This window comes from Fontimonas sp. SYSU GA230001 (genome assembly GCF_040066175.1).
Classification (GTDB): Bacteria; Pseudomonadota; Gammaproteobacteria; order Nevskiales; family Nevskiaceae; genus Solimonas.
The window spans coordinates 41,757-61,612 of sequence record NZ_JBEAAM010000010.1; the positions used below are offsets into that span (position 1 = coordinate 41,757).

At 68.2% G+C, this 19,856-nt stretch carries 21 protein-coding genes; 9 read left to right on the forward strand and 12 right to left on the reverse strand.

The window, feature by feature from the left end; all coding sequences use genetic code 11:
• Position 1: 1 nt before the first annotated feature.
• Genes AAG565_RS06420 through AAG565_RS06430 form a run of 3 tightly spaced genes read right to left on the reverse strand, consistent with a single transcriptional unit; the run spans position 2 to position 1,066 of the window.
• Positions 2–226, reverse strand: a complete 225-nt coding sequence (locus AAG565_RS06420) for a DUF2892 domain-containing protein (protein WP_348818735.1) — start codon at positions 224–226, stop codon at positions 2–4.
• An 18-nt stretch (positions 227–244) separates the two neighbouring features.
• Complete coding sequence (locus tag AAG565_RS06425) at positions 245–688, reverse strand: protein tyrosine phosphatase family protein (protein WP_348818736.1); 444 nt, start codon at positions 686–688, stop codon at positions 245–247.
• 27 nt (positions 689–715) lie between these two features.
• Positions 716–1,066 (reverse strand): metalloregulator ArsR/SmtB family transcription factor, encoded by a 351-nt coding sequence (locus AAG565_RS06430; RefSeq protein ID WP_348818737.1) that lies wholly within the window; start codon positions 1,064–1,066, stop codon positions 716–718.
• Positions 1,067–1,252: 186 nt separating this feature from the next.
• Here AAG565_RS06430 and AAG565_RS06435 point away from each other — a divergent pair, with 186 nt between their 5' ends.
• The 4 genes from AAG565_RS06435 to AAG565_RS06450 all read left to right on the forward strand — a co-directional run bounded on the left by AAG565_RS06435 (position 1,253) and on the right by AAG565_RS06450 (position 4,810).
• Positions 1,253–2,533 (forward strand): FAD/NAD(P)-binding oxidoreductase, encoded by a 1,281-nt coding sequence (locus tag AAG565_RS06435; RefSeq protein WP_348818738.1) that lies wholly within the window; start codon positions 1,253–1,255, stop codon positions 2,531–2,533.
• 20 nt (positions 2,534–2,553) lie between these two features.
• A complete protein-coding gene (locus AAG565_RS06440) occupies positions 2,554–2,991 on the forward strand; it encodes a hypothetical protein (protein ID WP_348818739.1) in 438 nt (145 codons plus the stop codon).
• Between the two features lie 23 nt (positions 2,992–3,014).
• Entirely contained in the window at positions 3,015–3,896 is an 882-nt protein-coding gene (locus AAG565_RS06445; protein WP_348818740.1) for an MBL fold metallo-hydrolase, read from the forward strand.
• A 68-nt stretch (positions 3,897–3,964) separates the two neighbouring features.
• Positions 3,965–4,810 (forward strand): tetratricopeptide repeat protein, encoded by an 846-nt coding sequence (locus AAG565_RS06450; RefSeq protein WP_348818741.1) that lies wholly within the window; start codon positions 3,965–3,967, stop codon positions 4,808–4,810.
• A gap of 44 nt (positions 4,811–4,854) precedes the next feature.
• Here AAG565_RS06450 and AAG565_RS06455 read toward each other — a convergent pair whose 3' ends face one another.
• On the reverse strand, positions 4,855–5,175 hold the full coding sequence (locus AAG565_RS06455) for a DUF2834 domain-containing protein (protein WP_348818742.1): 321 nt from the start codon (positions 5,173–5,175) through the stop codon (positions 4,855–4,857).
• Positions 5,176–5,283: 108 nt separating this feature from the next.
• Between AAG565_RS06455 and AAG565_RS06460 the strand changes: the two genes are divergently transcribed.
• A complete protein-coding gene (locus AAG565_RS06460; RefSeq protein ID WP_348818743.1) occupies positions 5,284–6,099 on the forward strand; it encodes a helix-turn-helix transcriptional regulator in 816 nt (271 codons plus the stop codon).
• A 79-nt stretch (positions 6,100–6,178) separates the two neighbouring features.
• On the opposite strand, the gene ntrC is transcribed toward AAG565_RS06460, so the two are convergent.
• The 5 genes from ntrC to can form a co-directional block, all read right to left on the reverse strand.
• Positions 6,179–7,669 carry a nitrogen regulation protein NR(I) gene (ntrC, locus tag AAG565_RS06465; RefSeq protein WP_348818744.1) on the reverse strand — a complete coding sequence of 497 codons (1,491 nt, stop codon included), beginning with the start codon at positions 7,667–7,669 and terminating at the stop codon, positions 6,179–6,181.
• On the reverse strand, positions 7,666–8,736 hold the full coding sequence (gene glnL, locus AAG565_RS06470) for a nitrogen regulation protein NR(II) (RefSeq protein ID WP_348818745.1): 1,071 nt from the start codon (positions 8,734–8,736) through the stop codon (positions 7,666–7,668). The genes ntrC and glnL overlap by 4 nt, the downstream gene beginning before the upstream one ends.
• A gap of 106 nt (positions 8,737–8,842) precedes the next feature.
• Positions 8,843–9,346, reverse strand: coding sequence for a DUF4124 domain-containing protein (locus tag AAG565_RS06475; protein WP_348818746.1), 504 nt, complete (start codon positions 9,344–9,346; stop codon positions 8,843–8,845).
• A 79-nt stretch (positions 9,347–9,425) separates the two neighbouring features.
• Positions 9,426–10,835 carry a glutamate--ammonia ligase gene (gene glnA / locus AAG565_RS06480; protein WP_348818747.1) on the reverse strand — a complete coding sequence of 470 codons (1,410 nt, stop codon included), beginning with the start codon at positions 10,833–10,835 and terminating at the stop codon, positions 9,426–9,428.
• 133 nt (positions 10,836–10,968) lie between these two features.
• Positions 10,969–11,634, reverse strand: coding sequence for a carbonate dehydratase (can, locus tag AAG565_RS06485; protein WP_348818748.1), 666 nt, complete (start codon positions 11,632–11,634; stop codon positions 10,969–10,971).
• Positions 11,635–11,712: 78 nt separating this feature from the next.
• Here can and AAG565_RS06490 point away from each other — a divergent pair, with 78 nt between their 5' ends.
• Both AAG565_RS06490 and glyQ read left to right on the forward strand, forming a co-directional pair.
• Complete coding sequence (locus AAG565_RS06490) at positions 11,713–13,083, forward strand: cation:proton antiporter (protein WP_348818749.1); 1,371 nt, start codon at positions 11,713–11,715, stop codon at positions 13,081–13,083.
• A gap of 43 nt (positions 13,084–13,126) precedes the next feature.
• Positions 13,127–14,035, forward strand: a complete 909-nt coding sequence (gene glyQ, locus AAG565_RS06495) for a glycine--tRNA ligase subunit alpha (protein ID WP_348818750.1) — start codon at positions 13,127–13,129, stop codon at positions 14,033–14,035.
• Between the two features lie 58 nt (positions 14,036–14,093).
• Here the strand turns inward: glyQ and katG are convergent, their stop codons facing one another.
• Positions 14,094–16,262, reverse strand: coding sequence for a catalase/peroxidase HPI (katG, locus tag AAG565_RS06500; RefSeq protein ID WP_348818751.1), 2,169 nt, complete (start codon positions 16,260–16,262; stop codon positions 14,094–14,096).
• Between the two features lie 47 nt (positions 16,263–16,309).
• Positions 16,310–16,459, reverse strand: coding sequence for a hypothetical protein (locus tag AAG565_RS06505; RefSeq protein WP_348818752.1), 150 nt, complete (start codon positions 16,457–16,459; stop codon positions 16,310–16,312).
• A gap of 186 nt (positions 16,460–16,645) precedes the next feature.
• Here AAG565_RS06505 and glyS point away from each other — a divergent pair, with 186 nt between their 5' ends.
• Both glyS and gmhB read left to right on the forward strand, forming a co-directional pair.
• On the forward strand, positions 16,646–18,712 hold the full coding sequence (glyS, locus tag AAG565_RS06510) for a glycine--tRNA ligase subunit beta (RefSeq protein ID WP_348818818.1): 2,067 nt from the start codon (positions 16,646–16,648) through the stop codon (positions 18,710–18,712).
• Between the two features lie 25 nt (positions 18,713–18,737).
• Complete coding sequence (gene gmhB, locus AAG565_RS06515; protein WP_348818753.1) at positions 18,738–19,304, forward strand: D-glycero-beta-D-manno-heptose 1,7-bisphosphate 7-phosphatase; 567 nt, start codon at positions 18,738–18,740, stop codon at positions 19,302–19,304.
• A gap of 52 nt (positions 19,305–19,356) precedes the next feature.
• Here gmhB and folB read toward each other — a convergent pair whose 3' ends face one another.
• A complete protein-coding gene (gene folB, locus AAG565_RS06520; RefSeq protein WP_348818754.1) occupies positions 19,357–19,731 on the reverse strand; it encodes a dihydroneopterin aldolase in 375 nt (124 codons plus the stop codon).
• Between the last annotated feature and the right edge of the window lie 125 nt (positions 19,732–19,856).

Sequence of the window (19,856 nt, forward strand, 5' to 3'; positions counted from 1 at the left end):
GTCAGACCTTGCGCGCCGCGCAGAATGCCGCGCCGCTGGGCGCCCCGAGCCTCGCCAAGATCTTCGCCAGCGGGCAGAAGCCGGTGAACGAGGCCTGCAGCATGTTCGCGCCGACGAAGGCGGTGAACCACAGCCAGTGCGGGCTGTGCAGCTGCGCGAGCGCCAGCGACAGCAGCACGAAGAGCCCGGCGATGCGGAAGACGAGCTTGTCGATGTTGGTGGTCATGAGGTCCTCTGATGATTGTCAGCTGGCGAGAATCTGGCGTACCGTCATTTCCATCGCCTTGAGTCCGTGTGCGCGGCCGTCGGCGATCGCCTGTTCGACCGGCACGCCGTCGATGTAATGCGCCTTGAGCGCGAACAGCGCGCCGACGCGGTTACCGCTGGCGCAGTGCACGAGGATGCCGCCATCACCGCCGGCGAGCGCGTCGGCCAGACGCTGTGCGTTGGCGCGTGTCAGGTCGCCCGGCCCGGCGATCGGGATGTTCACGTACTCCATGCCAAGCTGGCGCACGAAGGCCGCCTCGTCATAGCCGGGGTCCTCGGCGGGCGGACAGAGGTTGATGACGCGCCGCACGCCCTTCTGCTTGGCCTCCTGCAGGTCGGCCTGCCGCGGCCGGCCGCCGGTGCACAGGCCTTCGCCGGGCGTGCAGAAGTTGGGGATGTCGAGCCAGATCTTGCCAGTCATGTCGTGCTCCGGATGTGAATGAAGGACTCAGTGCGTGCCGCAGCAGTAGCGCCGGTGCAGCACGCGGATGATTTCGAGCGCGGCACCCTCGGCCGCCGCGTAGTAGATGGTCTGCGCCTCGCGGCGCGTCGTCACCAGGCCGTCCTCGCGCAGGACCGCGAGGTGCTGCGACAGCGCAGACTGCGACAGCGGCACGCGCGCGTTGAGCGCGCCGACCGACAGCTCGCCGGCACTCAACGCACACAGGATCATCAGGCGGTGTTCGTTGGCCAGCGCCTTGAGCAGCTGCGCCGCCTCGCCGGCATGCTCGACCATCTCGGCCGGGTCGAAGCCGCCGGACGCCGTCCGGGCGCTGTTCCGTTGCTTCGCGTGCGCCATCACAATTCATTGACCTCTAAATTAGATATCGCTAATATAATAGCAGGCGCAGGCAAGGGCAAGCGTGCACCGCTCGCTCGGATGCACCATTGACCTGGGTCAGCGCAGCCCGGCCCCCGCGGCGCGATGCTGCATCGGCAAAATCGCCGGGGTCGGTTCGAAGATCGACACAGGAGTCAGGACAACATGGCACACGTCGTCATCATGGGCGCCGGCATCGGCGGCGTACCCGCCGCTTATGACTTGCGCAAGGCGCTGGACCGCAGCCACAAGGTCACCGTCGTCAGCAGCCAGGATCACTTCCAGTTCACCCCGTCGAACCCGTGGGTCGCGGTCGGCTGGCGCACGCCCGAGCAGATCGTCGTGCCGCTAGCGGAGCCGCTGCGGCGGCGCGGCATCGACTTCATCGCGCAGGCGGTCACGCAGCTCGACCCGACATCGAACCGCCTGACGCTGGCCGACGGCCAGACGATCCCCTACGACTATCTCGTCATCACCACCGGCCCCAAGCTGGCGTTCGACGAGATCCCGGGCCTCGGGCCGCACGGCGGCCATACGCAGTCGGTGTGCACGACGCCGCACGCCCTCGACGCCTGGGCGGCCTATCAGAAGTTTCTGGAGAAGCCCGGCCCGATCGTCATCGGTGCTGCGCAGGGCGCGAGCTGCTTCGGCCCTGCCTACGAGTTCGCGCTGATCGTCGATGCCGACCTGCGCAAGCGCAAGATCCGCGACAAGGTGCCGATGAGCTTCGTCACCAGCGAACCCTATATCGGGCACATGGGCCTGGGCGGCGTCGGCGACTCCAAGGGCCTGCTCGAATCCGAGCTGCGCCAGCGCCACATCAAGTGGATCACCAACGCCAAGATCCTCGAAGTGCAGGCCGGCGTGATGAAGGTCGCCGAGCACGACGCCAAGGGCCAGGCGACCGAGACGCACGAACTCAAGTTCGCGTACAGCATGGTGATCCCCGCGTTCAAGGGCGTCGATGCGGTCGCCGCGAACAAGGAGATGTGCAACCCGCGCGGCTTCGTGCTGATCGACGAGCACCAGCGCAACCCGAAGTTCCCCAACATCTTCTCGGCCGGCGTCTGCGTCGCGATCCCGCCGGTCGAGGCCACGCCGGTGCCGACCGGTGCGCCCAAGACCGGCTACATGATCGAGTCGATGGTCACGGCCATCGTCGAGAACATCAAGGCGGACATCGAGAAGAAGCCGGCCACTGCCAAGGCCACCTGGAATGCGCTGTGTCTCGCCGACATGGGCGACACCGGCGTCGCCTTCGTCGCGCTGCCGCAGATCCCGCCGCGCAACCTGACCTGGGCGAAGAAGGGCAAGTGGGTGCACTGGGGCAAGATCGCCTTCGAGAAGTACTTCATCAGCAAGATGAAGAGCGGCAACACCGAGCCGTTCTACGAGAAGTACATCCTCAAGGCGCTGGGCATCGTGCGCCTGACCGGCAAGCACTGAATCGAACACGGAGACCCCCCTTGATTCTTCCTCGCAGCTTTCTGCTGACCGTCCTGCTCGCCGCCGGCGTGCCGCTGGTCGCTACCGCACAGGGTGGCGGCGGCCAGGGATTCCAGCAGCGCGAACAGCAGCGCCTGCACATGCCCAGTGACGACGACGGCACCGGCACGCCGATCTACGGCTATCCGCTGATGACACCGGACGAGATCGCCGCGCACCGCGCCCGCATGCAGGCAGCCACGCCGGCGGAGCGCGCGAGCATCCGCGCGGAACACCATCGACAGATGGTCGAGCGTGCGCGCGAGCGCGGCATCACTCTCCCCGACCAGCCGCCGATGCGCGGCGGCAAGGGGCCAGGGGGCGGCAAGGGCCAGGGACCCGGCAAGAACGCGGGGCAGGGCGCGGGGCCCGGCGCGGGGCCCGGCGCTGGGCAGAGTCCGCCGCAGAGCGGCAACTGATCGCCCGGCGCCGGCACTCGCCCATGAGCCAGCCTCTCGTCACCGCCTTCTACGATCCCGCGACGTTCACCGTCAGCTATGTCGTGCGCGATCCGTCCGGCGACGCCTGCGCGATCATCGATCCCGTGCTCGACTACGAACCGAAGGCGGCGCACATCGCCCACCACTCGGCCGACGCGATCTGCAGCCACGTCACACGCGAGGGACTGCGCGTGGAATGGATCCTGGAGACCCACGCGCACGCCGACCATCTGTCGGCCGCGCAGTACCTGCGGCAGCATCTGGGCGGAAAGGTGGCGATCGGCGAACACATCCGCGACGTGCAGAAGAGCTTCGGTCCGCTGTTCGATCTGGGCGATACCTTCGCCACCGACGGCTCGCAGTTCGACCGCCTGTTCGCCGACAACGACAGTTTCCGTATCGGCACGCTCGACGGCCGCGTGCTGCACACGCCCGGACACACGCCGGCCTGCGTGACCTACCTGATCGGCGACGCCGCCTTCGTCGGCGACACGGTCTTCATGCCCGACTACGGCACCGCGCGTGCGGACTTCCCCGGCGGCGACGCGCGGACGCTGTACCGCTCGATCCGTCGCATCTACGATCTGCCGCCGACGACCCGGCTGTTCATGTGCCACGACTACCCGCCCCACGGCCGCAAGCCGATGTGGGAGACCACCGTCGCCGCCGAACGCAGCGGCAACGTGATGCTGCGTGACGGCATCGCCGAGGACGATTACGTCAAGGCGCGACGCGCGCGTGACCGCACTCTACCGGCCCCGCAGCTGATCCTGCCATCCCTCCAGGTCAACATCCGCGCCGGCCATCTGCCGGAGCCCGCGGCCAACGGCCGCCGTTACCTGCGCATCCCCCTCAATCAGCTGCCGTGCCGCGAACACGGCTGAAGCGGCCGTGATCGTGTCCGCGTTTCATGCTGGAATGTGCGCCCTCCCGTTGGTGCACACGGACGCCCATGAACATCGATAAGCCACCCGCATCCGGATCCTCGGAATCGATCTTCGACGTGCAGGATTTCCCGCGCGAAGTCCTGGAACGCTCGCGCGAAATCCCGGTGCTGGTCGATTTCTGGGCGCCGTGGTGCGGCCCGTGCAAGGCGCTGGCACCCGCGATCGAGGCGGCGGTGCGCAAGTTCGCCGGCCGCGTCGTGCTCGCCAAGGTCAACACCGACGTGCATCAGGACTGGGCGCAGCGCGCGGGCGTGCGCGGCATCCCCAACGTCAAGCTCATCGTCGATGGCCGCATCGCCGACGAGTTCACCGGCGCGTTGCCGCAGTCCGCGATCGAGCAGTTCCTCGAACGCGCGCTGCCGCCGCCGCCCACCGACATCCTGTCCGACGTCGATGCACTGCTCGCCGAGGGCCACACGGCCGATGCGCGCGCACTGCTGCTGCATGCGGCCCGCGATCCGGACGCACCGGCCGGCGTCTGGCTGCGGCTCGCGCGCCTGCTGCTGCTCGAGGAGCCGCGCACCGCGCAGGCGTGGCTCGCACGGATCCCGGCCGATGCGAAGGAATACGACGATGCGCAGGCGATGCGGCGCGTGCTCGACTTCGCACACACCGTGCCCAAGACAGCGCTGCCCGAGTCACCGGCGCGCGCGCCTTATCTGGCGGCCGCGCAGCACCTCGGCCGCGGCGCGGTGGACGAGGCCATGGACAGCCTGATCGCCGCCGTGCGCGCCGACCGCAAGTTCGAGGACGACGCCGCACGTAAGCGCCTGGTCGATCTGTTCGCCTGGCTCGGCTCCGCCGACGAGCGCACGCGCGAGTACCGCATGCGCCTGTACGACGTGCTCTAGGAACCCGGGCGCCGCGCACACCAAACGGCAATCCGCGCGGCTGCCTATGCCAGCACCGCACGATGCGTCGGACGCCGCAGCTCGCCGACGAGCAGATACAGCAGCGGGCCGAACGACCCGGCGAGGACGGTCAGCGCGATGTATGCCCATGGATTTCGTCCGTTGCGGCGCGCATCGGCGAACATCCACGCCATCGCCAGCGTGCAGACGATGACGAGGTCCGCCAGCACCTGCCAGCCGGCGCTGCTGCCGAGCTGGTGGGCGAACAATCCCCAGTAGCCGTGTTCGGCCATGGCGTAGAGGCTCAGGGCCGCGAAGTCGAAGGTGACGAGGCCGAGCAGGACGAGGACGACGGTACGGTTCACGGTGGTCTCCAGCGGTGGAAAGGCGCCGCCACCTTGCGCCGGCGACCGGGAGGGCTCAATTACCCGGCGGGTAATCGCGGCGCGGACCGGCCATGCCAGAATCGGCCCATGCCGATCCGATCGGACCACGCCGCCTTCGGCGACCTGCTGCGCGACTGCCGGCGCGCACGGCGCCTGTCGCAGCTCGATCTCGCACTGCACGCGGACGTCTCGCAGCGGCACCTGAGCTTCCTTGAATCCGGCCGTGCACGGCCGAGCCGCGAGATGGTCGTGCAACTGGCGCAGGCGCTGGATCTGCCGTTGCGCGAACGCAACCGCCTGCTGCACAGCGCCGGCTTCGCCGGACTCTATCCGCAGCGCCGCCTCGAAGCCGCCGACATGCAGCCAGTGCAGGCGGCGCTCGACCTGCTGCTGCGCCACCACGAGCCCTACCCGGCCGTGGTCGTCGATCGCGCGTGGAATCTGGTGATGGCCAACGCGGCGATGGAGCGGGTGCTGGCGATGACTGGCGATCCGCAGGAGCGCTGGCGCAAAGTCTGTGGCGACGGTCCGCGCAACATCATGAAGATGACTTTCCACGCCGACGGACTGCGCCCGCTGATCGTCAACCTGAACGAGATCGCGCCGCCGTTTCTGGCGCGCACCGCGCGCGAGGCGCTGGAGCATCCGGACGTGCAGGACGTGCTCGACGAGGTGCTGCGCTATCCCGGCCTGCCGTCGAAGCTGCGCCACATCGATCTGGAAGCGAGCCACCTGCCAGTGCTGCCGACGCATTTCCGCGTCGGCGACATCGACCTGCGGCTGTTCTCGATGATGACGACCTTCGGCACACCGCAGGACGTCACCGCCGACGATCTGCGCGTCGAGAGTTTCTTTCCGGCGGACGAGGCCAGTGCAAGGCTGCTGAGGATGCTGGCCGGTTGATCGCGCCCGGCGCAGCCGGAGCCGTGACGCCATCCCTGGCCGGCCGCGCAGTGCGGCAACCGTCCGCGGGACGTTCGCCTCAATCCGGCTCGCCCTCGCCCATGCCGAGTTCCTTGATCTTGCGCGTCAGCGTGTTACGGCCCCAGCCGAGGCGCTTGGCGGCTTCCTGGCGCTGGCCGTGCGTGGCGGCGAGCGCGGCCTCGATCATGGTGCGCTCGAACAGCGGCACGGCAACATCGAGGATCGCGCTGTGTCCCGCCGCCAGCTCGGCGGCGGCCCAGCGCTGCAGCTGCTCGTGCCAGCGTGGTTCGCCCGTCGCGGGCGCGGTGTGCACTGCCTGCGGCTCGGCCGTGGGCGGCGCCGCCGGTGCGGCCCGCGGCTCGGTCATGACCGGCATCGGCTCCCGGCGCGGGGTTTCGCCGCCGCTCAGCTCCGGCGGCAGGTCCTGCAGGTGCACGTCGAGTCCCGGTGCCATGACGGTCAGCCAGCGGCAGACGTTTTCGAGCTGGCGCACGTTGCCGGGCCAGTCGTACTGGCGGAAGCGCTGCAGCACGTCCGGCAGCAGCCGCTTGGCGTCCGTCTTCAGTTCCTCGGCGGCGCGCGCGAGGAAGTGACGCGCCAGCTGCGCGATGTCCTCCGGGCGTTCGCGCAAGGACGGAATGCGGATGCGGATGACGTTGAGGCGGTGATAGAGGTCCTCGCGGAAGCGGCCTTCGCGCACCAGCTGTTCGAGATCCTGGTGGGTCGCGGCGATGACGCGCACATCGACCTTGATCGGCGCGACGCCGCCGACACGGTAGAACTCGCCGTTCTGCAGCACGCGCAGCAGGCGCGTCTGCAGGTCGGCCGGCATGTCGCCGATCTCGTCGAGGAACAGCGTGCCACCGTCGGCCTGTTCGAAGCGGCCCTTGCGCTGCGTCGCCGCGCCGGTGAACGAACCGCGCTCGTGGCCGAAGAACTCGCTTTCGAGCAGGTCCTTGGGAATCGCCGCGGTGTTGATGGCGATGAACGGCTTGTTCGCGCGCGGGCTGTTGACATGCAGCGCGCGCGCAACGAGCTCCTTGCCGGTGCCGGACTCGCCGGTGATCAGTACGGTGATGTTGGACTGCGACAGGCGTCCGATCGCGCGGAACACCTCCTGCATCGCCGGCGCCTCGCCGATCATCGTCGTGCCGTGCTCGGGCGTCGGTTCGTCGGCGACCTCGCGCTTCTTCGCGGCGCGGCGCACCAGCTCGGCGACGCCGTCCACGTCGAACGGCTTGGGCAGGTATTCGAAGGCGCCGCCCTTGTACGCCGCCACCGCTGCGTCGAGATCCGAGTGCGCGGTCATGATGATGACCGGCAGCTCCGGACGCGCCGCGCGCACGCGCTGCATCAGCGTCAGGCCATCGACGCCGGGCATGCGGATGTCGCTGATCAGCACGTCGGGCGCATCGTCGGCGATCGCGTCGAGCAGTTCGGCGGCACCGGGGAAGCTCGTGACCTTCATGCCCTCGCGCGTCAGCGATTTCTGCAGCACCCAGCGGATCGACTCGTCGTCGTCCACGATCCATACGTTGAGCGCGCTCATTCGGTGTCCAGCGGAAGGTACACGGTGAAGAGGGTGCAGCCGGGCCGGCTGCGGCATTCGATCAGACCGCCGTGGCTGTGCACCAGATACTGTGCAATCGGCAGGCCAAGTCCGGTGCCTTCCGCCCGCGTCGTCACCATCGGATAGAAGATCTTCTCGATCATCGCCGGCGCGATGCCGGGGCCGTCGTCCTCGACGTCGATCTGCGCGACGAGCTTGTGGCGCACCGCGCCGATCGTGAACTGGCGCCGCGTGCGCGTGCGCAGCACGATCGTGCCGTGCCCGGCGAGCGCCTGCAGCGCGTTGCGCAGGATGTTGAGCGTGGCCTGGATCAGCTGTTCGCGGTCACCGTACAGCTCCGGGATGCTCGGATCGTAGTCGCGCAGCACGGTGACTTCGGGCGGGGCCTCCGCCTGCACCAGGCGCCGGACGTGCTCCAGCACCTCGTGCACGTTGAGGCGCGCCTTCTGCGGCAGGCGGTTGGGACCGAGCATGCGGTTGACCAGGTTCTGCAGCCGGTCCGCTTCCTTGATGATCACGCGCGTGTATTCGCGGTGACCATCGTCCGGGTACTCGCGCTCCAGCAGCTGCGCGGCGCCGCGGATGCCGCCGAGCGGATTCTTGATCTCGTGCGCGAGCCCACGGATCAGTTCGCGGCTGGCGTCGAAATGGGCCATCAGCTGCTCGTCGCGCGAGATGCGCAGATGACGGTCCACTGCGAGCAGCTCCATCAGCAGGCCGGGCTTCTTGCCGCCGGCGATGAACGGGGTGACGGTCCAGTCCACCGTGACCCCGCTGCCGTCGTGACGCAGCAGTTCGATCTCGCGCTCGATGAAGCCGGTGACGGTGCGCAGCGCGTCGTTCAGCCGCGCCTCGAACGTCTTGAAATGGGGGATCGCGTCGGCCAGGTTCACGCCCAGCGCCATGCGCCGGGAGATCCCGAACAGGCTCTCACAGGCCGAGTTCAGGGTCGCCACGCGCAGGTGCTCGTCCACGGCGATCACCGCCGTGGTCAGCCCGTCCAGAACCTCCTCGGCGGTCACCCGGCTTCTGGAGACCAGTTTCATGGGGTCGCCGACGCAAGATGCAGGCCAGCTTGGCCCGGCACTAGGCTAGCGCAGCTCCGACCAACGCGCACCATCCTGGTGCGCACCTTTTGGGTGCAATGCCCTGTTATGGGGCCATTACGGCAAAAACCGTCTCCGGTGAGCGGGCCACCTCGCGCCCGGCCGGATCGACGACGACGACGACCAGCCGGTGCTCGCCGACACCGGGATCCGGCAGCGGCAGGCTCAGCGCGTCGATGGCCGCTTCGGTGATCGCGCGACCGTCGAGCAGGTAGATCAGGCGGAAGCCCGCCACCAGGCCCGGCATCACGTTCGCCGCGGCCACGAGACGATCGACCCCGGCGCGCAGGACCTGGCCCGGCGTCGGCGACTCCACGCTGACGGCGAAACGCGCTGCCGCACGCAGCGCCTCGGCGGAGTAGAACGCGCGCCGCGCCGGGCCGGGCGTCACACCGGACAGCGGCGGCAGCAGGACGGGCCTGGCGCGCGGGTGCGGCGGCCGGTCGGTATAGCGGACCGTGCCGTCGGGGCCGACCTCGCGATAGATCTCGTCCGCCGCCGGCACGGCGGCGGATGCGACGAGCAGCACGGCCAGTAAGCACCACCTCATGCCGACAGCATAGACAAGAAACCCCTCGCACCCAAAAAGAAACCCCGCCGTGGCGGGGTTTCTTCCAGCACATCGCACTTCAGAGCGAGTAATACATGTCGAACTCGATCGGATGCGTGGTCATGCGGAAGCGCGTGACCTCCTGCATCTTCAGTTCGATGTAGGCATCGATCAAGTCGTCGGTGAACACGCCACCGCGGGTCAGGAACTCGCGGTTCTTGTCGAGATGCTCCAGCGCCATGTCGAGGCTGTGGCAGACGCGCGGGATCTTCTTGTCCTCTTCCGGCGGCAGGTGGTACAGATCCTTGTCCGAGGGATCGCCCGGATGGATCTTGTTCTGGATGCCGTCCAGGCCCGCCATCATCATCGCGGCGAACGCGAAGTACGGGTTGGCGCTGGAATCCGGGAAGCGCACTTCAATGCGGCGCGCCTTGGGATTGGCCACGTACGGGATGCGGATCGAGGCCGAGCGGTTGCGCGCCGAGTAGGCGAGCATGACCGGCGCCTCGAAGCCCGGCACCAGGCGCTTGTAGCTGTTGGTGCCCGGGTTGGTGAAGGCGTTGATCGCCTTGGCGTGCTTGAGGATGCCGCCGATGTAGTACAGCGCGAGCTCGGACAGGCCGCCGTACTTGTCGCCCGAGAACAGATTCTTGCCGCCCAGCGACAGCGACTGGTGCACGTGCATGCCGGAACCGTTGTCACCGACGATCGGCTTGGGCATGAAGGTCGCCGTCTTGCCGTACTGGTGGGCGACGTTCTGCACGACGTACTTGAGCTTGAGGACTTCGTCCGCCTTCTTGACCAGGTTGCCGAACTTGACGCCGATCTCGCACTGGCCGGCGGTGGCGACTTCGTGATGGTGCACTTCGACCGGCATGCCGATCGACTCCAGCGTCGCGCACATCGCCGAACGGATGTCCTGCAGCGCATCGACCGGCGGCACCGGGAAGTAGCCGCCCTTGACGCCCGGCCGGTGACCGATGTTGCCGTGCTCGTAGGCGCGGCCCGAGTTCCACGCCGCGTTCTCGGCGTCGATCTCGACGAAGCTGCCCTTCATGCTGGCATCCCAGCGCACGCTGTCGAAGATGAAAAACTCGTTCTCCGGACCGAAGAAGGCCTGGTCGGCGATGCCGGTGGACTTCAGATAGGCCTCGGCGCGCTTGGCCAGCGAGCGCGGGTCGCGCGAGTAGCCTTCGCCGGTCGAGGGCTCGATCACGTCGCAGCTCAGCACCAGGGTGCTGTCCTCGAAGAACGGATCGATGAAGGCGGTGGCCGGCTCCGGCATCAGGATCATGTCGGACTCGTTGATGCCCTTCCAGCCGGCGATCGACGATCCGTCGAACATCTTGCCGGAAGCAAAAACATCCTCATCGACCGTGTGCGCCGGAACCGTGACGTGTTGTTCCTTGCCGCGCGTGTCGCAGAAGCGGAAGTCGACGAACTTGACCTCCTTCTCCTTGATCATCTTGAGTACATCGCTACCCGACATGGGTCTCTCCTGGTGGGACGGTGAAGGTTGGCAGCGGGCATGGCCCGCGTGGCGTGCGCCAAAATGAAGCACGAAGCGTGCCACAGTTGGGGCGGGTGCCCCGGCCGTGGGCGGGTAATCGGGGCCGGCTATCCTAGCCGTTCGCCGAATACGCGGCCAGCGCGTTTTCGGTGGCGCGCCGGTGGGCCGGCAGCACATCCGCCGGCCCGGACGCCGACACGCCGAGATCCCGCAGCAGCCCGTCACGCAGCCCGTAAACCCAGCCATGCACCGACAGCGCCTGGCCGCGCTGCCACGCGTCCTCCACCACCGTCGTCTGGCAGACGTGCTGCACCTGCTCGATGACGTTGAGCTCGCACAGGCAGTCGTGCCGGCGTCCGGCATCGGCGATGCGATCCAGCCGCGACCGATGACGATCGGCCACGTCGCGGATGTGCATCAGCCAGTTGTCGGCGATGCCGACGCGCTGCTTGTGCATCGCCGCGTGCACGCCCGAACAGCCGAAGTGGCCGACCACCATGATGTGGCGGACCTTGAGCACGTCCACGGCGAACTGCATGACCGACAGGCAGTTGAAGTCGGTATGGACGACGACGTTGGCGATGTTGCGGTGTACGAACACTTCGCCCGGCGGCAGACCGAGGATCTCGTTGGCGGGCACGCGCGAATCGGCACAGCCGATCCACAGGTACTGCGGGCTCTGGCCGCGCGCGAGACGCTCGAAATAGGCGGGATCCTGGGCGACCCGGGCGGCCGCCCAGGCCTGGTTCTGGTCGAACAGCGAATCGATGGTGTCCATGGCCGGGCGAATATACACGCAGCCGTTGACCGCCGTGGCGGGGCCGTGACACCGTAGATCACCACCCGTTCCCTTTCGATGATGCGCCCGTTTGCGCTGGCCTATGTCGTCGCCGTCGCGGTCAGTGTGCTGCTGATCGGCGCGCTGATCCAGTTCGGCCTGTCCGCCCATGCCCCGCCGGCGGCCTGGGTGCCGCGGGCGGTGCCGCACATCGACGGCACGAGCACGTCGCTGGGCCTGCTGCTGGCGCAGATCGCCGTCGTGCTGCTGGTCGCGCGCACGGTCGGCACGCTGTTCCGCAGGCTGGGCCAGCCGGCCGTGATCGGCGAGATCGTCGCCGGCCTGCTGCTCGGCCCTTCGGTGCTCGGGGCGCTGGCACCGTCGGCACTCGCGGCGCTGTTTCCGCCGACGTCGCTCGCGCCGCTGGCGCTGCTCAGCCAGGTCGGCGTGCTGCTGTTCATGTTCCTGGTCGGCCTGGATCTCGACTTCGGCAGCCTGCGCGACAAGGCACGCAGCGCGGTGATCGTCAGCCACACCAGCATCTTCGTGCCCTTCCTGCTCGGCGTCGGCCTGGTGCTCGCCGCCTACCCGCAACTGACCGCGCCCGGTGTGCCCTTCGATGCGCTGGCCCTGTTCATGGGCATTGCGATGAGCGTCACCGCATTCCCGGTGCTCGCGCGCATCCTCGAAGAGCGTGGCCTGCTGCAGACGACCCTCGGACGCAATGCCATTGCCTGCGCGGCGATCGACGACGTCAGCGCCTGGTGCCTGCTGGCCTTCGTCGTCGCGCTCGCCGAGGCGCATAACCCGCTGACCGCCGCCGCGACCGTCGCCCTGAGCGCGCTGTTCATCTGGGCGATGTGGTTTGCGGTGCGCCCGCTGCTCGAGCGCCTGGCGCGCGTGCGCAGCGAACGCGGCGCCGAACCACTGGGCATCAGCGCGGCGGTGATCGTGCTGATGTGCGCCGCGGCGGCGACCGAGGCGATCGGCATCCATGCGCTGTTCGGCGCGTTCATGGCCGGCCTGGCGATGCCCAGGGACGCGCTGCTGCGCGAGCGCCTGCGCGAACGCCTGCACAGCTTCGCCACCGTCGTCCTGCTGCCGCTGTTCTTCGCGCTGACCGGCCTGCGCACGCAGCTCGGCCTGCTGGACGGCGTCGCCGATTTCGCACTGTGCGCGGCCATCGTGCTGATCGCGGTCGCCGGCAAGCTCGGCGGCAGCGCGCTGGCCGCGCGCCTGACCGGCGCGCCGTGGCGCGAGGCACTGACCATCGGCGCACTGATGAACACGCGCGGTCTGATGGAACTGGTCGTGCTCAACCTCGGTTACGACCTCGGCATCCTGTCGCCGCGCGTGTTCACGATGCTGGTGATCATGGCGCTGGTGACGACGCTGATGACCGGCCCGCTGCTGTCCCTGCTGCGCCCGCAGGCCAGGGGGCGCGGATAGTCGGATTGCTATACTCCCGGCCCTTTACCCTGCCGCCGCATTTATGTCGCTGACGTTTCAGGACCTGATTCTCAAGCTCCAGTCCTTCTGGGCCGGGCACGGCTGCGTGATCGTGCAGCCGATGGACATGGAGATGGGCGCCGGCACCTTCCACTGGTCGACCTTCCTGCGCGCGATCGGTCCGGAACCCTGGAACACCGCCTACGTGCAGCCGTCGCGCCGCCCCACCGACGGCCGCTACGGCGAGAACCCGAACCGTCTGCAGCACTACTACCAGTTCCAGGTGCTGATGAAGCCTTCGCCGCCGGACATCCAGCAGCTGTACCTGGATTCACTGAAGATGCTCGGCTTCGATCCGCTGGTGCACGACATCCGCTTCGTCGAGGACAACTGGGAATCGCCGACGCTGGGCGCCTGGGGCCTGGGCTGGGAGGTCTGGCTCAACGGCATGGAAGTCACGCAGTTCACCTACTTCCAGCAGGTCGGCGGTCTCGAGTGCAAGCCGGTCGCCGGCGAGATCACCTACGGCCTCGAGCGCCTGGCGATGTATATCCAGGGCAAGGAGAGCGTGTTCGACCTGGTCTGGTCCGACACCGGCGGCCGCGTCGTCACCTACGGCGACGTCTATCACCAGAACGAAGTCGAGCAGTCCGCCTACAACTTCGAGCACGCCGACATCGCGGCGCTGTTCGCACGCTTCAACGCCGCCGAGGCCGAGTGCCAGCGCCTGCTGGCGCTCGACACGCCGCTGCCGCTGCCCGCCTACGAACGCACCATCCAGGCCTCCCACGCCTTCAACCTGCTCGACGCCCGCGGCGCGATCAGCGTCACCGAGCGCCAGGCCTACATCCTGCGCGTGCGCACGCTGGCGCGTGGCTGCGCCGAGGCGTATTACAGGGCACGCGAGACGCTGGGCTTTCCGATGCTCGGCAGCGTACAGCGCGCCGCATGACGAAAAGGCCGCCGGATCGCTCCGGCGGCCTTCGTGCATCAGGACCGCGACGCCGCGCTTACGCCAGGTCGAACCGATCGGCGTTCATGACCTTGGTCCACGCGGCGACGAAATCCTTGACGAACTTCTCGCGGCTGTCGTCCTGCGCATAGACCTCGGCGTAGGCGCGCAGGATCGAGTTCGATCCGAACACCAGATCCACGCGCGTCGCCGTCCACTTGAGCGCTCCGGTCTTGCGGTTGCGGATTTCGTAGAGGTTGGGGCCGGCCGGCTTCCAGGTGTAGGCCATGTCGGTGAGGTTCACGAAGAAATCATTCGTGAGTGTGCCGACACGGTCGGTGAACACGCCGTGCTGTGTGCCGCCGTGATTGGTGCCGAGCACACGCAGGCCGCCGACCAGCGCGGTCATCTCCGGCGCGGTCAGGCCCATGAGCTGCGCGCGGTCGAGCAGCAGTTCTTCCGGTTGCACGGCGTAGTCCTGCTTCTGCCAGTTGCGGAAGCCGTCGGCCAGCGGTTCGAGCACCGCGAAGGACTCGACGTCGGTCTGGTCCTGGCGCGCATCGCCGCGGCCCGGTGCAAACGGCACCGGCACGCTCAAGCCGGCGGCCTTGATGGCCTGTTCCAGGCCCACGTTACCCGCCAGCACGATCACGTCGGCGACGCTGGCGCCGGAGGCCTGCGCAATCGGTTCCAGCACACCGAGCACCTTGGCCAGACGCGCGGGCTCGTTGCCGGCCCAGTCCTTCTGCGGGGCGAGGCGGATGCGCGCGCCGTTGGCGCCGCCGCGGTAGTCGGACTGGCGGAAGGTCCGCGCGCTGTCCCAGGCCGTGGCCACCATCTCGCTGATGGACAGGCCGCTGGCGGCGATCTTCGCCTTGACCGCGGCGATGTCGTAGCCCTTCTTTCCGGCCGGCACCGGGTCCTGCCAGATCAGGTCTTCCTGCGGCACTTCCGGCCCGATGTAGCGCGCCTTCGGTCCCATGTCGCGGTGCGTCAGCTTGAACCAGGCGCGGGCGAAGGTCTCCGAGAAATACGCCGGGTCCTTGTAGAAGCGCTCGGAGATCTTGCGATAGGCCGGGTCCATCTTCACGGCCATGTCGGCGTCGGTCATGATCGGGTTGTGGCGGATGGACGGATCCTCGACATCCACGGGCTTGTCCTCTTCCCGGATGTTGACCGGCTCCCACTGCCAGGCGCCGGCCGGGGACTTCTTCAGTTCCCAGTCGTGGTTCAGCAACAGGTGGAAGTAGCCGTTGTCCCAGCGCGTCGGGTGCGTGGTCCACGCCCCTTCGATGCCGCTGGTCACGGTGTCGCGGCCCACACCACGGGATGTGCGGTTGTTCCAGCCCAGCCCCTGTTCTTCGATCTCCGCGCCTTCCGGTGCGGGGCCGAGTTTCTCGGCGCGGCCATTGCCGTGCGCCTTGCCGACGGTGTGGCCGCCGGCGGTCAGGGCGACGGTTTCCTCGTCGTTCATCGCCATGCGTGCGAAGGTCTCGCGCACCGCCTGCGCGGTCTTGAGCGGATCGGGCTTGCCGTCCACGCCCTCCGGGTTGACGTAGATCAGGCCCATCTGCACGGCGGCCAGGGGATTCTCCAGCGAGGTCTCGTCGGCGGGATTGGCGTAGCGGTCCTTGCCCAGCCATTCCTTCTCCGAGCCCCAGTAGATGTCCTTCTCCGGGTGCCAGATGTCCGCGCGGCCGAAACCGAAGCCGAAGGTCTTCAGCCCCATCGACTCGTAGGCGACATTGCCGGCCAGGATGATGAGATCCGCCCAGCTGATGCGGTTGCCGTACTTCTTCTTGATCGGCCACAGCAGCCGGCGCGCCTTGTCGAGATTGGCGTTGTCGGGCCAGGAATTGATCGGCGCGAAGCGCTGGTTGCCGGTGCCGGCGCCGCCGCGGCCGTCGGCGGTGCGGTAGGTCCCGGCCGCGTGCCAGGCCATGCGCACCATCAGGCCGCCGTAGTGGCCCCAGTCGGCCGGCCACCAGTCCTGGCTGTCGGTCATCAGCGCGGTGAGGTCTTTCTTCAGCGCGGCGACGTCGAGTTTTTTCACTTCCTCGCGGTAGTCGAAGTCGGGTCCCAGCGGATCAGTCTTGCGGTCGTGCTGATGGAGGATGTCCAGGTTCAGGGCCTTGGGCCACCAGTCGTGGTTCGCCATCGCGTTCGACGTGGCACCGCCGTGCATCACCGGACATTGGCCGCTCGGTTTGGCTGCTTTGTTCTGCATCTCGATCTCCTGCGCTATTGGTAACTCGTGGATACGGACTTCGGGGTTCAGCCGAGCCCGTTCAGATCCCCCGCGACCGTCTGCACGACCTGTGCAACCGCCAGCGAGACCACCAGTGCGCCGGTGATCCAGCGCGGGCTGCTACGCAGGTGGGCGGCCAGATGGGCGGGGGTGATCGGTGTGCGGGGGTCGGTCATGGGACGCTCCGGGGGTTGGTGACCGCATCCTGCGCGCCCGCGATCAATAAGTGAAATTGATTGTTTGTTATACGTCGATAGTCATTGACAACGTCCGGACGCGCCGGCGCGTTGCCGCCATTGGCCAAAAACCCTGCGATCCCGGAGAATTGCGCGCTCTTTTTTTGCCGACCCGTGAACCTGGACATGGCCCGCGACCTGCTGCTCGAACTGGGCACCGAAGACCTCCCCGCCCGTTACGTGGTCCCGCTGGCCGAGGCCCTGCGCAAGGGTCTGGCCGAGGGTCTGCACAAGCGCGGTGTGACGCTGGGCGCGGTGCGCGGCTACGCGACGCCGCGGCGCATTGCCGTGCTGCTGTCCGCGGTCGCGGAGCGCCAGCCGGATCAGCAGGTCGAACGCCTGGGGCCGGCGCTGACCGCAGCCCTGAAGGACGGCCAGCCGACGCCGGCGGCGCTGGGCTTCGCCAAGTCCTGCGGCGTCGAATTCGCTGCACTGGGCCAGAAGGACGGCAAGCTGCACTTCAGCAAGTCCCAGCCCGGCCGAGACACCACGGCGCTGCTGCCGGAGATCTTCGAAGAGACGCTCAAGCAGATGGACGAGCTGGTGCCCAAGCGCATGCGCTGGGGCAGCGGCGACGAGACCTTCGTGCGGCCGGTGCAGTGGCTGCTGTGCCTGTTCGGTGCGGACGTGGTGCCGCTGCAGCGCTTCGGCCTGACCGCCGGCCGGCTCAGCCATGGCCATCGCTTCCACGCACCGGGCGCGATCGAACTCAACGCCCCGGGTGACTACGAGGCCGCGCTCAAGGCGGCGATGGTCTGGGCCGACATCGACAGCCGCAAGGCGGAGATCCGCCGCCAGATCGAGGCCGAGGCACAGCGCCTGCACGGCCACGCGCGCATCACCGAAGACCTGCTCGACGAAGTCACCGCGCTGGTCGAATGGCCGGTCGCGATCACCGGCCGTTTCGAAGCCCGCTTCCTCGAACTGCCGCCGGAAGTGATCGTCGCCACGGTCGAGACCAACCAGCGCTACTTCACCGTGTTCAAGGACACGGCGATGACGCAGCTGACCCACGCGTTCATCACGGTGTCGAACATCGTCTCGCGCGACGTATCGCAGGTGATCGCCGGCAACGAGCGCGTCGTGCGCCCGCGCCTGACCGACGCGCTGTTCTTCTGGCAACAGGATCTCAAGCAGCCGCTCGAGGCCTACGGCGCGCGACTGGCGACGGTGACCTTCCAGAAGGAGCTCGGCAGCCTCGCCGACAAGGTCGCGCGCGTGCGCAGGCTGGCGGTGGCGATCGCGCGTAGGCTGGACGTCGATGCCGGGCTGGCCGAGCGCGCCGCGGCGCTGTGCAAGAACGATCTCGTCACCAGGATGGTGTACGAGTTCCCCGAGCTGCAGGGCCTGATGGGCGGCTACTACGCGGCCAAGTCGGGCGAGCCGGCTGCGGTGGCGCAGGCGGTGCGCGAGCACTACCTGCCGACGCAGCAGGGCACGAGGATTCCATCGACCCCGGAAGGCCGCATCGTCGCGCTCGCCGACAAGCTCGATACGCTCGCCGGCATCTTCGCGATCGGCCAGAAACCGAGCGCGAGCAAGGATCCGTTCGCGCTGCGCCGCGCCGCGCTGGGCGTGCTGCGCATCTGCCTCGAAGCGGAGCTGCCGCTGGACCTGGGCGCATTGCTGCACGACGCGCTGGCCGCGCAACCCGCCGGCCAGCGCGGTGACAGCCTGCACGCGGAACTGCTCGACTTCGTCTTCGAGCGCCTGCGCGCCTGGCTCGTCGGCCAGACCATCGGCGGACGCGAGATCAGCGCCGAGATGTTCGAAGCCGTCAAGGCGATGGGGATCACCGCCCCGCTCGACTTCCGGCGCCGGCTGCTCGCGGTGCATGCCTTCGTCGCCGAGCCGGCCGCGCCGAATCTCGCCGCCGCCAACAAGCGCATCCGCAACATCCTCAAACAGGCCGGCGCGGCCGGCGGCGAGGTCGATCCGCAGCGGTTCGAGCACGACGCCGAGCGCACACTGCTGGCGCGCCTGAGCGAACTCGAAGCGCTCAACGCCCGCACCGCCGATTACCGCACGCGCCTGGTCAACCTCGCAGCATTGCGCGAACCGGTGGATGCCTTCTTCGACGGCGTGATGGTCAATGCCGACGACCCGGCGATCCGCGCCAACCGCCTCGCGCTGCTCGCGCGCCTCGACCGGCTGTGCCGCTCGGTGGCGGATCTGTCGCAGTTGCCCGGCTGAACCGGCATCGCGCTAGAGTCACGCCATGAAGATCGTGATTCTCGACCGCGACGGCGTCATCAACGAAGACTCGCCCGACTACATCAAGTCGGTCGCGGAATGGCGGCCGATTCCCGGCAGCCTGGAAGCGATCGCCAAGCTGTGTCAGGCCGGTTTCCGCGTCTTCGTCGCCAGCAACCAGTCGGGGCTGGGCCAGGGCCTGTTCGACTACGACGACTTCTGCGCGATGAACGACCGCATGCAGCAGCTGCTCGCCGAGCTCGGCGGCCGCATCGACGGCATCGCCTTCGCACCAGATCACCCGGATGCGCCGACACTCAACCGCAAGCCGGCACCCGGCATGATTCTGGACCTCGCGCGCCGGCTCAATGTCAGTGCGGAACTGATTCCGGTGGTCGGCGATTCGTGGCGCGACATCGAAGCGGCACGCGCCGCCCGCGCGCGGCCGGTGCTGGTGCGCAGCGGCAACGGTCGCCGCACCGAGGCCGAGCACATGACCGACCTGCGCGGCGTGGCGATCTACGACGATCTCGCCGCCTTCGCCGCAGCGCTGATCGCGGCGCAGCAGGCGCTGCCACAACTACCGGCGTAATGCGCGTCCTGCGCAAGCCGGGGCCAACCCTGGCCCCGGCTTTCAAGACAAGCTACCTCCCACAGACCGCGTAGTCCTCGCGGCGACGCTCGATCTCGATGCCCACGGACTTCGCGCCGGCCACCGCGCCCGGCTTGCTCAGCACCAGGCGCAGCGTCTGGATCGGGAACTCGCTGAACAGACGGCGGGCGATCCGCTCGGCGAGCGTCTCCAGCAGCGCTGGCTGTTCGGCTTCCGCCAGCCTGGTCACGGCCTCGGCGACCGCGGCGTAATCGACCGCATCGCGCACGCGGTCGCTCGCGGCGGCCTCGCGCGCGTCCACGCCCAGATCGAGGTCGAACAGCAGGGGACGCTTGAGCTGCCGCTCCCAGGCGTGGACGCCGATGATGGTTTCGACGTGCAGACCGCGGATATGGATTCTGTCCATCGGTGCTTGTCCAGGGGACATGGTTGACCGTTTGCGAGCGCAAAGTATGGGGCCAAAGGACCCGCGGCCCAATGTCAGCCGCGCCCTACTCCGTCCGGAGTTGGCCAGGCGCAGAGAAATCGGGC

What these genes read in the sequence shown, in the direction of transcription:
- AAG565_RS06505 (WP_348818752.1), bottom strand. Translation starts at nt 16,459, where the DNA reads ATGACCGACCCCCGCACACCGATCACCCCCGCCCATCTGGCCGCCCAC.
- glyS (WP_348818818.1), top strand. Translation starts at nt 16,646, where the DNA reads ATGGCCCGCGACCTGCTGCTCGAACTGGGCACCGAAGACCTCCCCGCC.
- glnL (WP_348818745.1), bottom strand. Translation starts at nt 8,736, where the DNA reads ATGAAACTGGTCTCCAGAAGCCGGGTGACCGCCGAGGAGGTTCTGGAC.
- folB (WP_348818754.1), bottom strand. Translation starts at nt 19,731, where the DNA reads ATGGACAGAATCCATATCCGCGGTCTGCACGTCGAAACCATCATCGGC.
- AAG565_RS06425 (WP_348818736.1), bottom strand. Translation starts at nt 688, where the DNA reads ATGACTGGCAAGATCTGGCTCGACATCCCCAACTTCTGCACGCCCGGC.
- AAG565_RS06450 (WP_348818741.1), top strand. Translation starts at nt 3,965, where the DNA reads ATGAACATCGATAAGCCACCCGCATCCGGATCCTCGGAATCGATCTTC.
- AAG565_RS06490 (WP_348818749.1), top strand. Translation starts at nt 11,713, where the DNA reads ATGATGCGCCCGTTTGCGCTGGCCTATGTCGTCGCCGTCGCGGTCAGT.
- AAG565_RS06445 (WP_348818740.1), top strand. Translation starts at nt 3,015, where the DNA reads ATGAGCCAGCCTCTCGTCACCGCCTTCTACGATCCCGCGACGTTCACC.
- AAG565_RS06460 (WP_348818743.1), top strand. Translation starts at nt 5,284, where the DNA reads ATGCCGATCCGATCGGACCACGCCGCCTTCGGCGACCTGCTGCGCGAC.
- AAG565_RS06430 (WP_348818737.1), bottom strand. Translation starts at nt 1,066, where the DNA reads ATGGCGCACGCGAAGCAACGGAACAGCGCCCGGACGGCGTCCGGCGGC.
- AAG565_RS06435 (WP_348818738.1), top strand. Translation starts at nt 1,253, where the DNA reads ATGGCACACGTCGTCATCATGGGCGCCGGCATCGGCGGCGTACCCGCC.
- can (WP_348818748.1), bottom strand. Translation starts at nt 11,634, where the DNA reads ATGGACACCATCGATTCGCTGTTCGACCAGAACCAGGCCTGGGCGGCC.
- katG (WP_348818751.1), bottom strand. Translation starts at nt 16,262, where the DNA reads ATGCAGAACAAAGCAGCCAAACCGAGCGGCCAATGTCCGGTGATGCAC.
- AAG565_RS06420 (WP_348818735.1), bottom strand. Translation starts at nt 226, where the DNA reads ATGACCACCAACATCGACAAGCTCGTCTTCCGCATCGCCGGGCTCTTC.
- gmhB (WP_348818753.1), top strand. Translation starts at nt 18,738, where the DNA reads ATGAAGATCGTGATTCTCGACCGCGACGGCGTCATCAACGAAGACTCG.
- ntrC (WP_348818744.1), bottom strand. Translation starts at nt 7,669, where the DNA reads ATGAGCGCGCTCAACGTATGGATCGTGGACGACGACGAGTCGATCCGC.
- AAG565_RS06475 (WP_348818746.1), bottom strand. Translation starts at nt 9,346, where the DNA reads ATGAGGTGGTGCTTACTGGCCGTGCTGCTCGTCGCATCCGCCGCCGTG.
- glnA (WP_348818747.1), bottom strand. Translation starts at nt 10,835, where the DNA reads ATGTCGGGTAGCGATGTACTCAAGATGATCAAGGAGAAGGAGGTCAAG.
- glyQ (WP_348818750.1), top strand. Translation starts at nt 13,127, where the DNA reads ATGTCGCTGACGTTTCAGGACCTGATTCTCAAGCTCCAGTCCTTCTGG.